The organism is Frankia sp. KB5, from assembly GCF_002099325.1.
In the GTDB taxonomy this organism is placed as follows: domain Bacteria; phylum Actinomycetota; class Actinomycetes; order Frankiales; family Frankiaceae; genus Frankia; species Frankia casuarinae.
In genome coordinates this window covers 77,333-87,000 of record NZ_MRUJ01000002.1, presented here as the reverse complement: position 1 = coordinate 87,000, position 9,668 = coordinate 77,333, and the positions used below count along the sequence as shown (strand labels likewise).

The 9,668-nt window shown below is 71.9% G+C and carries 9 protein-coding genes; 8 read left to right on the top strand and 1 reads right to left on the bottom strand.

What is annotated here, in order from left to right; genetic code table 11:
- The first annotated feature begins 109 nt into the window (after positions 1–109).
- The 5 genes from KBI5_RS00595 (at position 110) to KBI5_RS26775 (ending at position 3,111) form a co-directional block, all read left to right on the top strand.
- Positions 110–925, top strand: a complete 816-nt coding sequence (locus KBI5_RS00595; RefSeq protein WP_085014020.1) for an alanine racemase — start codon at positions 110–112, stop codon at positions 923–925.
- Positions 926–935: 10 nt separating this feature from the next.
- Entirely contained in the window at positions 936–1,478 is a 543-nt protein-coding gene (sepF, locus tag KBI5_RS00590; RefSeq protein WP_023840535.1) for a cell division protein SepF, read from the top strand.
- Positions 1,479–1,552: 74 nt separating this feature from the next.
- The gene (locus KBI5_RS00585; protein ID WP_035730579.1) at positions 1,553–1,807 is read left to right on the top strand and encodes a YggT family protein; all 255 of its coding nucleotides are present in this window, start codon (positions 1,553–1,555) and stop codon (positions 1,805–1,807) included.
- Between the two features lie 94 nt (positions 1,808–1,901).
- Positions 1,902–2,852, top strand: a complete 951-nt coding sequence (locus KBI5_RS00580; protein WP_085014019.1) for a DivIVA domain-containing protein — start codon at positions 1,902–1,904, stop codon at positions 2,850–2,852.
- 85 nt (positions 2,853–2,937) lie between these two features.
- Complete coding sequence (locus KBI5_RS26775; RefSeq protein WP_175455920.1) at positions 2,938–3,111, top strand: hypothetical protein; 174 nt, start codon at positions 2,938–2,940, stop codon at positions 3,109–3,111.
- A gap of 15 nt (positions 3,112–3,126) precedes the next feature.
- Here the strand turns inward: KBI5_RS26775 and ileS are convergent, their stop codons facing one another.
- Positions 3,127–6,336, bottom strand: a complete 3,210-nt coding sequence (gene ileS, locus KBI5_RS00575; RefSeq protein ID WP_011435866.1) for an isoleucine--tRNA ligase — start codon at positions 6,334–6,336, stop codon at positions 3,127–3,129.
- A 520-nt stretch (positions 6,337–6,856) separates the two neighbouring features.
- Between ileS and lspA the strand changes: the two genes are divergently transcribed.
- Genes lspA through KBI5_RS00560 form a run of 3 tightly spaced genes read left to right on the top strand, consistent with a single transcriptional unit; the run spans position 6,857 to position 9,493 of the window.
- Positions 6,857–7,513: a signal peptidase II gene (gene lspA, locus KBI5_RS00570; protein ID WP_313949946.1), complete on the top strand. Its 657-nt coding sequence runs from the start codon at positions 6,857–6,859 to the stop codon at positions 7,511–7,513.
- Positions 7,494–8,435, top strand: a complete 942-nt coding sequence (locus KBI5_RS00565) for an RluA family pseudouridine synthase (RefSeq protein WP_085014018.1) — start codon at positions 7,494–7,496, stop codon at positions 8,433–8,435. The genes lspA and KBI5_RS00565 overlap by 20 nt, the downstream gene beginning before the upstream one ends.
- Positions 8,432–9,493, top strand: a complete 1,062-nt coding sequence (locus tag KBI5_RS00560) for a hypothetical protein (RefSeq protein WP_085014017.1) — start codon at positions 8,432–8,434, stop codon at positions 9,491–9,493. Before KBI5_RS00565 ends, KBI5_RS00560 begins: the two co-directional genes overlap by 4 nt.
- The last annotated feature ends 175 nt before the right edge of the window (positions 9,494–9,668 follow it).

Sequence of the window (9,668 nt, the reverse complement as noted above, 5' to 3'; positions counted from 1 at the left end):
CCCGGACCGGCCTGCCCCGGACCGGCCTGCCCCGGACCGGCCTGCCCCGGACCGGCCTGCCCCGGACCGGCCTGCCCCGGACCGGCCCGCCCCGGACCGGCCCGCCCCGATCGAGCTCGATCCGGCGCRCYTGGACCGGTTGACGCAGCGGCTGGCCGAGGTCCGGGCTCGGATCGCGGGGGCGGCCCGGGCCGCGGGCCGTGATCCGGACCACCTCACCCTCATTGCGGTCAGTAAAACCTACCCACCCCAGGATGTTGTGATGATGCACACGCTCGGGGTGCGGCACTTCGCCGAGAACCGGGAGCAGGAGGCCGGGCCGAAGGTGAGTCTCGTCACCCGGCTGATCGGCGGGGAACGGAGCGTCCCGGCCAAGGGAACCGGTGACGGCCTGTCCTCCGGTGCCACCGGTTCCGACGATCCGATCTGGCATTTCGTGGGACAACTGCAGCGCAACAAGGCCAGATCCGTTCTTCGTTGGGCGGATTGGGTGCAGTCGGTGGATCGGGTGAGCCTGGTGCCAGTGCTCTCCCGGCTGGCAATGGAACGCGGCCGCCCGCTGTCGATCTGTCTCCAGGTCTCGTTGGACCTCCCTGGTGCTTCCGATGGGAAGATCGGCGCGTCGATCGCCGGCTCGAGGCGCGGAGGGATCGATCCGGCCGGCCTTTCYGCCCTGGCCGATCTTGTCGAGGAGGCGCCGGGACTGGCCCTGCGAGGCGTGATGGCTGTCGCCCCCCGGAGGGGGCAGCCACGACCTGCGTTCGCGCGACTGCGTGAGGTGGCGGAACGCCTGAAGGTGGGGCATCCCCAGGCCACCGTCATCAGTGCCGGCATGTCGGGAGATCTTGAGGACGCTGTGGCCGAAGGCGCGACACACCTTCGGATCGGCACCGCTTTGTTCGGTGAACGGCCTGGTGTCCCTTAGAGTCGCGCCCATGGGGCTCGGGCGCAGGGCGATGGTCTACCTCGGTCTGGCCGAGGAGGATGAGGACTATCTCGACGACGACTATGACGACGGTCGTGCGGTCGGTCGTGACGACCGGCGTGCTATGCACGAACCGGTTCCGATGGACCGTACGGTCCGTCGGATAGACGCACGTGAGGAGCCGGTCGCCATGCCGCGACGTCCACCGGTCGAACCGCTGCGTCCCGCCGGTCCCGTGCCGATGCGCAGGGTGGCCGCGGTGGAGGAGTCGCACCCCTACCGGATCACCACGCTTCAGCCACGCAGCTACAATGAGGCGCGCCAGATCGGCGAGGAGTTCAGGGACGGGACGCCCGTTATCATGAACCTCACCGACATGGACGATGCCGACGCCAAGCGGCTGGTCGACTTCGCCGCAGGTCTGATCTTCGGGCTGCGGGGCGACCTCGAGAAGGTGACAAACAAGGTCTTCCTGCTCTCGCCGCACAACGTCGAGGTCACCGAGACGGACAAGCGACGCATCCGCGAGGGTGGGTTCTACAACCAGTCATAGTCAGGGGGCGTTCGCGTCCCCCCCGTTTCTCAGGAGAGAGCACCATCAGCACAGTAGGAAGCTTGATCTTTTGGGTGCTGACGGTCTATCTGTTGCTCCTGATAGCACGATGGATCATCGATCTGGTTCTTGCCCTCAGCCGATCGTTCCGCCCGACCGGCCCGCTGGTACTGGTCTTCGAGATCGTGTACACGGTAACTGACCCTCCGTTACGATTCATCCGGCGATTTCTTCCGCCGTTGCGGGTGGGTAGCGTTGCGCTTGACCTCGGGTTCCTGCTGCTCTTCCTAGTGGTCATCGTGCTTCGAAGCTATGCGCAGAGGCTGTGACGGGGTTGTTGTGCACACCGCGAGCGCGGGCGCGGCAGACTGCCCGCAGACCGCCCTCTCTTCGGGGAGCGGCGATGCCGCACGAGGAGGCGACGTGGYTCTGACACCACAGGACGTTCAGAACAAGGTCTTCAGTCCGACGAGGTTTCGCACGGGCTACAACGAGGATGAGGTCGACACCTTCCTCGACGAGGTCGAGGCCGAGCTGACGCGGCTGCTGGACGAGAACAGCGACCTGCGCCGGCAGCTCGACGAGGCCCGGCGTTCCGGCGGTGGTGGTCCGGGCGTGCCCGCGCAGATCCTCGAGGAGAACCAGGGCCTGCGCCGCCAGCTCGACGAGGCGCGTCGCCAGATCGCCCAGGCGCAGGCCCAGGCCGCCCAGGCTGCCCGGGAGCGGGGCCAGCAGCCGCAGCCCCCCGCGCCGCAGCAGGGTGGCGCCCCCACCACGGTGATCTCGGCGGTGGGTACCTCCGGACCGCCCGCCCGGGCCGGCGGCAACCCGCAGGTGGAGGCCGACATCGAGCAGCGGGTCGCCCGTACCCTCGTGCTGGCCCAGCGCACGGCGGACGAGGCGCTGCGCGAGGCGCGCGCGGAGTCCGAACGCGCCCGCCGCGAGGCGAGGGCGGACGCGGACCGCATCATCGGTGAGGCCCGGGCGCACGTGGCCGAGCAGCTCGGCGGCTTGGAGGACGACAAGCGTCGTCTCGAGGGCCAGGTCGAGCAGCTTCGGGCGTTCGAGCGGGAGTACCGCACCCGGCTGCGGGCCTACCTGGAGATGCAGCTGCGGGACCTGGACGGCATGCCGACCCAGCCGGCCGTCGGTGCCGGCGGGCCTCCGCGGCCGGGCCTCAACCCGGGTGGTGGACCCACACCGCCCGCGGTGGGCATGGGGCCCAGTGGCGCTGCGCAGAGCCCCGCCCACCAGCCGACCTTCCCGCCCGGTCCGCCCCTGCCCGCCGGCGCCGCCATGGCCCGCGACAACGGTCACGGCCGGCCGGACATGGACGCCACCCGGCGGGACGCCCCGGGAATGCAGGAGTTCTGATCATCCACCGCGCGGCCCTCGGCGGGTCCGGCGTGGCCCTCGGCACCGGCGCGGACGGCCGGTCTCGTGATGGGGTGATCGAGAGATGCTGACGCTTTGTGGAGCGGTTCTTGCTCTGTGTACGGTTCTTGCGGTGGTCGGCATCCTCGCCGGCAGCGGTTTCGTCTATGCGTCCCTGATCTTGACGCTGGCCGCCGCGGCGCTGCTCCCGGCGGGAGCAGTACGCCGGGCCTCTCGCTGGCCCCGGGCCTCTCGCTGACCCCGGGCCTCGGTCTCAGCCGCCGGTCGTCTCGTGCCGGGTGAGCGTGAACGCCAGGCCCAGCTCCTCGGCCGCCGAGCGGGCTGCCGTCTCGCGCGGCTGCGCCGCAGGTAGCTCCGTGCGGGCCGCCTCGGTGAAGGAGACCGCCAGCACCTCCTCGGCCACCGTCTGACCGTGGGTACGCAGAGCGAGCGCGGTCTCCTCGCGCGTCGCCGCCCAGGAGACGTCCACCCGGTCGGTGATCTCCAGCCCCGCCGCCTTGCGCGCGTCCTGGAGCACCCGGACGACGTCGCGGGCGAGCCCGGCGCGGGCGAGCTGCGGGGAGATCTCCAGGTCGAGGGCGACGGAGAGCCCGGACTCGGCGGTGACCGCCCAGCCCTGCCGCGGCGTCTCCGTGATGATCAGCTCGTCCCCGGACAGCTCGACGTCCTCCCCGTCAACGGTGACGGTGAGCCGTCCGTTGACGGGAGGACCGGCGGCCGCGATGGCCGCGGCGGCCGCCTTGGTGTTCCTGCCGAAGCGCCGCCCCAGCGCCCGGAAGTTCGGCTTCACCGAGATGTCGACGACCTCCGAGGTCGCCGGCTCCACCGTGGTCACGTTGAGCTCCTCGGTGATCTGCGCGATCAGCTCGGGGGAGAGCTCGTCAAAGGCACTCGCGCCGACGACCGCCCGCGGCAACGGCTGGCGGGTGCGCACCCCGCTGGCGGCCCGGGCGGCGCGGCCGAGTTCCACGATCCGCCGGACGAGATCCATCTGCTCCGAGAGCTCCGGCGTGTGCAGCCCCGCCGGGAGCTCGGGCCAGGCGGCCAGGTGCACCGAGTCGGGGGTCCGCGGGGATGCGTCGGCGAACAGCCGTGACCACAGCCAGTCGGTGAGGAACGGCGTGAACGGCGCCATCACCCGGGTCAGCGCGTCCAGGCAGGTGTGCAGGGTGCTCAGGGCGTCGGCGTCGCCGGCCCAGAACCGGCGGCGGGACCGGCGGACGTACCAGTTGGACAGGTCGTCGACGAACCGGGCGATCCGCCGCCCGGCCCGCAGCGAGTCGAAGTTCTCCAGCGCATCGTCCACCTCGGCGACGGTGGCCGCGAGCTCGGACAGCGCCCAGCGGTCCAGCACGTGCCGTCGGGCCGGCGGTGTCGCGCGCGGGTCCGCGGCCGGGTCCGCGCCTGGGCGCCAGCCGGCTGCCCCGGCATAGAGAGCGAAGAAGGACGAGGTGTTCCAGTAGGTGAGCAGGACCTTGCGGACGATGTCCTCGATCGCCTCGTGACTCACCCGGCGGTCCGCCCACGGCGAGCCGCCGGCGAGCATCAGCCAGCGGACCGCGTCCGCGCCGTGCCGCTCGAACAGCTCGAAGGGATCGAGCACGTTGCCGAGATGCTTGCTCATCTTGCGGCCGTCGGCGTCCAGGAGCAGGCCGAGACAGAGCACCGTCTCGTAGGAGGAGCGGCCGAACACCAGCGTRCCGACCGCCATCATCGTGTAGAACCAGCCGCGGGTCTGGTCGATCGCCTCGCAAATGTACTGCGCCGGGTACTGCCGGGTGAACGCCGCGAGGTTGTGGTGCGGGGCGCCCCACTGGGCGAACGGCATCGCGCCGCTGTCATACCAGACGTCGATCACCTCGGGCACCCGGTGCGAGGCGCCGCCACAGGTCGGGCAGGTCCCGGTGACCTCGTCGACGAACGGGCGGTGCGGGTCGAGGTCGGCCAGGTTCCGCCCGGCGAGCTCGGAGAGCTCCGCGAGTGACCCGACGCACACCAGGTGGGTGGGGTCGTCGTCGCAGCGCCAGACCGGCAGCGGTGTCCCCCAGTATCGGTTGCGGGACAGCGCCCAGTCGACGTTGCCGCGCAGCCACTCGCCGTACCGACCGGTCTTGATCCGCTCGGGGTGCCAGGTCGTCCGCTCGTTCTGCGCCAGCAGCTCGTCGCGGATGGCGGTGGTCCGGATGTACCAGGACGGCAGCGGATAGTAGATCAACGGTGTGTGACAGCGCCAGCAGTGCGGATAACTGTGCGTATACGTCGACGCCCGCCACAGCCGGCCCCGCTCGCGCAGGTCGGCGGTCAGCGGCGCGTCGGCATCCTTGAAGAACATCCCGCCGACCAGGGGGACGTCGGCGAGGAAGCGACCGTCCGTCCCGATCGGGTTCACCACCGGCAGCCCGCTCGCCCGGCAGACCGCGAGGTCCTCCGCGCCGAACGCTGGCGCCTGGTGGACCAGGCCCGTGCCATCCGTGGTCGTCACGTAGTCGGCGAGCACGACCGAGTGCGGGACGCCGGTGCCGGCCGCGAACCGCTCGGCCGCCAGCAGCTCGAACGGGCGGGTGTAGCGGGCACCGGCCAGCTCCGCCCCGCGGAACCGCTCGACGATCTCGGCGTCCTCGCCGAGGGCCGCGGTGACCAGTGGTTCGGCGACGACGAACAACTCCCCGTCCCCCGCGCGGGCCAGGACGTACTCCACCTCCGGGTGAACGGCCACCGCCGTGTTCGACACCAGCGTCCACGGGGTCGTCGTCCATACCAGCAGCTGCGCACCCTGCCCGGCGAGGCCCAGGGCGTCGGCGACGAGCGGGAAACGGACGTAGACCGAGGGGTCGTCGACGTCCGAGTAGCCCTGGGACACCTCGTGGTCACTAAGCGGCGTTTCGTCGCGCGGGCAGTACGGGGTGACCCGGAAGTCCTCGACCAGCAGGCCCTGGTCGAAGATCTGCTTGAGCGACCACCAGACGCTCTCGACGTAGCTGGTGTCCATGGTGCGGTAGGCGCCATCGAGGTCGACCCAATAGCCCATCCGCTCGGTCATCGCGGAGAAGTCCGCGACATGGCGCAGCACCGACTCGCGGCACCGGGCGTTGAACTCGGCGATGCCGAACGCCTCGATGTCGTTTTTGCTGGTGAAGCCGAGCTCCTTCTCGACCGCGAGCTCGACGGGCAGCCCGTGGCAGTCCCAGCCCGCCCGCCGGGGAACGTGGTAGCCCTTCATCGTCCGGTAGCGGGGGAACAGGTCCTTGAAGACCCTGGCCTCCACGTGGTGCGCCCCCGGCCTGCCGTTGGCGGTGGGTGGGCCCTCGTAGAAAACCCACAGCGGGCGGTCCGCGGTGGCCTCCAGCGAACGGTGGAACACCTTGGTGTCGCGCCAGCGGGCCAACGTCTCCCGCTCCAGGGCGGGCAGGTCCACCTGGGCGGGCAGCGGAGCGAAGGTGGGATGCCGCAGAGGGGTGCTCATCGTGGGGACCCGGTCTCCATAGTCGTAATCTCCGTCGGGCTGGTTCTCCAACGGAGGGACGACGCCTCACCGGTCCCGGGCGTGACCATCCGGCCGATGCGCCGGCCGCCTGTCCTACCCGGACCGGGGGTACCGCGGTACCACCCTCCTTGCGCACCCGCTCGGCCGGATCGGGCCGAGGGATGGCCCCTCGTTGTCCTCGCGGCGGCCGGATCTACTGGGGACCCGATGGTCGACCGGATTCCGTTCTTCCGGCGGCTCGGGGGTGATCTTCGCGACGCGCTGGCCACCGGGCTTCCACCGACCCCGGCTCGCTCGGGCTGCGCCCGCCGCTACTCGTCCCCGTCCACGCCGTACCGCTGTCCATCAGCGTAGCTCAGCGGGACGAGTGGTCCCGTCCCCGGCTCGGCCCTTCGCCGCGCGGCCGGTTCATCGTCGGGACTCGGGGCCGTAGAGTGGTCCGGTAGGAGAGGTGCCGACCATCGGGAGCGGTGTGTCCGAAGATCCCGTCGATCACGCGGTGACCGCGCCGGGGGGCGTCACCCCGGGCGCGGGGTCCGTCGCGCCGGCGATGTCGACGAAGCCCTCGGCCCCGCCCGGGGGGTCGACGCCGGTGCCGCACGGGCGGGACGAGGCTCGCCCTACCGTCGGTTCCCGCCGGGCGGTGGCCACGCTGACGGTCGCGGCGGCGATCGTCCTGCTGTCGGACATCCTCACCAAGCATGTCGCGGTGGCCACCCTGTCTGACCGGGGGCCTGTCGAGGTCATCCCCGGCCTGCTCGACCTGGAGCTCACCCGCAACTCCGGAGCGGCCTTCAGCCTCGCGGGCGGCGCGACGGTGCTACTCAGCCTGGTCGCCCTGGCCGTGGTCGCGGTGGTGGTGTTCACCGCCCGCCGGCTGCGGTCGGTGGGGTGGGCTCTCGTGCTCGGCGCCCTGCTCGGCGGGGCGGTGGGCAACCTCGCCGACCGCCTCTTCCGCGCGCCCGGTCCCCTGCGCGGTCACGTCGTGGACTTCGTCCACCTCCACTACTGGCCCATCTTCAACGTGGCCGACTCCGCGATCGTCTGCGGCGGCGTGCTCGCGGTCATCCTGTCCCTGCGCGGCGTGGGTCTGGACGGCACGCGCTACGCCGAGCATCATCCCCCCGGCGGGGGCAGTGACCATCACGGGCGGTGACCTGCGGTCCCTGCCGGTCCCGGACGGGCTCGACGGCGTCCGTCTCGACGCGGCGATCGCGAGGATGTTCGGGCTGTCGCGGACCGTGGCCGCCGCGCTCGTCGACGACGGCCAGGCGAGCCTCGACGGGAAGGTCCGGGGCCGGTCCGACCGGGTCAGCGGCGGTGCCTGGCTGGAGGTCCGGCTGCCCGCTCCGCCGCGTCCGGTGGCGGTGGAACCCACGCCGGTCGAGGCTCTCGGCATTCTCTACGACGACGACGACATCATCGTGGTGGACAAGCCGGTCGGGGTCGCCGTCCATCCGGCGCCCGGCTTCACCGGACCGACCGTGATCGGGGCGTTGGCCGCCGCGGGATACCGCATTTCCACCTCGGGCGCGGCCGAGCGTCAGGGGGTGGTGCACCGTCTCGACGTCGGTACCACCGGGGTGATGGTGGTCGCCAAGAGCGAGCGCGCATATACCCTGCTGAAACGGGCGTTTCGTGACCGTACGGTGGACAAGCGCTACCGGGCCGTGGTGCAGGRCCATCCCGATCCGCTGCGGGGCACCGTGGACGCCCCGATCGACCGGCATCCGCGCCGGCCGGGGCTGTTCGCCGTCGTCGCGGACGGCAAGCCGAGTATCACCCACTACGACCTCCAGGAGGCGTTCCGGGCCGCCTCCCTGCTGTCCGTGCGATTGGAGACCGGGCGCACCCACCAGATCCGGGTGCACATGTCCGCCCTGCGGCACCCGTGTGTCGGGGATCTCGCCTACGGGGCCGATCCCACGCTCGCCGAGCGGCTCGGCCTGACCCGCCAGTGGCTGCACGCGGCGCGGCTGTCCTTCGATCATCCCGGTCACGGCGGACGGGTCGAGTTCACCAGTCCGGACCCGGCTGACCTGGCCGAGGCGGTGGAACGGCTGCGGGACCAGCCATGACGGAGCCGGCGACGCTCGGGGAGGCGACCTCGGCGCCGGTGCYCGCTCCCGCGGCACCCGGGGGAGCGGTGCCGGCCCCGGCCCCCGCCTGCCGGGGGTGGTCCACCGTGCGCCCACCGGTCCACGGGTTGGGGGCGCTGCTCGATCGGGTCGACGCCCGCACGCTGCCGGCGACCTCTCGCGCGATCGCGATCGTCCGGGCGTGGATGGTGGGCCTGGCGGAGCGGGAGATCGGTCGGGTCCGCCGGACCCGGGACCGGGTCCGGCCCTCGCCTGCCGGCTCCGACGACGATGACGGTCCGCCGGCCCTGCTCGACGTGGCCGGAGTCACGCCCGGCGGGGTGGTGGACTGGGGCGTCCGGATGCTCGTCCTCGGACTCGTCGCGTTGATCGTGGTGAGCGCGACGGCCGCGATCCTGCAGGGCGTCGATCATGCTCCGTCGTCCGGACCGTCCTCCTCGGCGACCGAGCAGGCAGCGACGTCCGCGAACCAGCCGGCGGCGCCCGACCAGCCGGTGGCGCCCGCGCTGCCCGCGGTGACGATCGGCCCCGGGCCGAACGACCCGGTCGCCGACTACCTCGGCGCCAGCCGGCAGAACCTCGCGTTGCTGACCTCGGCCGCCCCCGGCGCCGATCTCTACGCCGTGGCCAGTCTCACCGCGCCCCGCACCCCCGCCGACCTGCTCGAGGTGTTCGGCGACTTCCGGACCGTCCAGGTGTTCTTCACCGCCGGTATCGGGGGTGAACAGGAGCAGGCCGTCGTGCGCGATCCGGTGGCCGACGTCCGGGCGGCCTTCGGGTCGGCGGCGGCCCAGGCGGACGCCCGAGCCGCCGCCGACACACAGGTCGGCAACACCGCCGCCGCCGACCGCGAGCGGCGGGCGGCGAACGACCTGCGGGCCGGGTGCGGGTGTCTGTTCGCCGTGGTGGTCCGCGCCCCGGCCGGCCGGCTCTCGCAGCTCGAAACCGATCCCCGGGTGCGGGTGGTGGATCCGGCCCCACCGGGAAGCGGGCCGCCGGGTGTGAGATTCATCCCACTGTCCCCGGACCGTCGCTGATCCGGTTGAGCCGTCCGCATGATCGGACGACGTGCCGGGCACGGGTGGCGGACGGTGACCGTTCTGGCGTGGCATCCGACCCCTGCGCCATCGTCGACCGGGACAGGAGAGGATGAGGGGCGAGACCGGCTTCGTCACCTGGGGTTGCGACCGGCCGGGGAGTTCACGGATCATG

Bases quoted from the DNA above. Each gene is read 5' to 3' on its own strand.
- sepF (WP_023840535.1), top strand. From the start codon at position 936: ATGGGGCTCGGGCGCAGGGCGATGGTCTACCTCGGTCTGGCCGAGGAG.
- KBI5_RS26775 (WP_175455920.1), top strand. From the start codon at position 2,938: ATGCTGACGCTTTGTGGAGCGGTTCTTGCTCTGTGTACGGTTCTTGCG.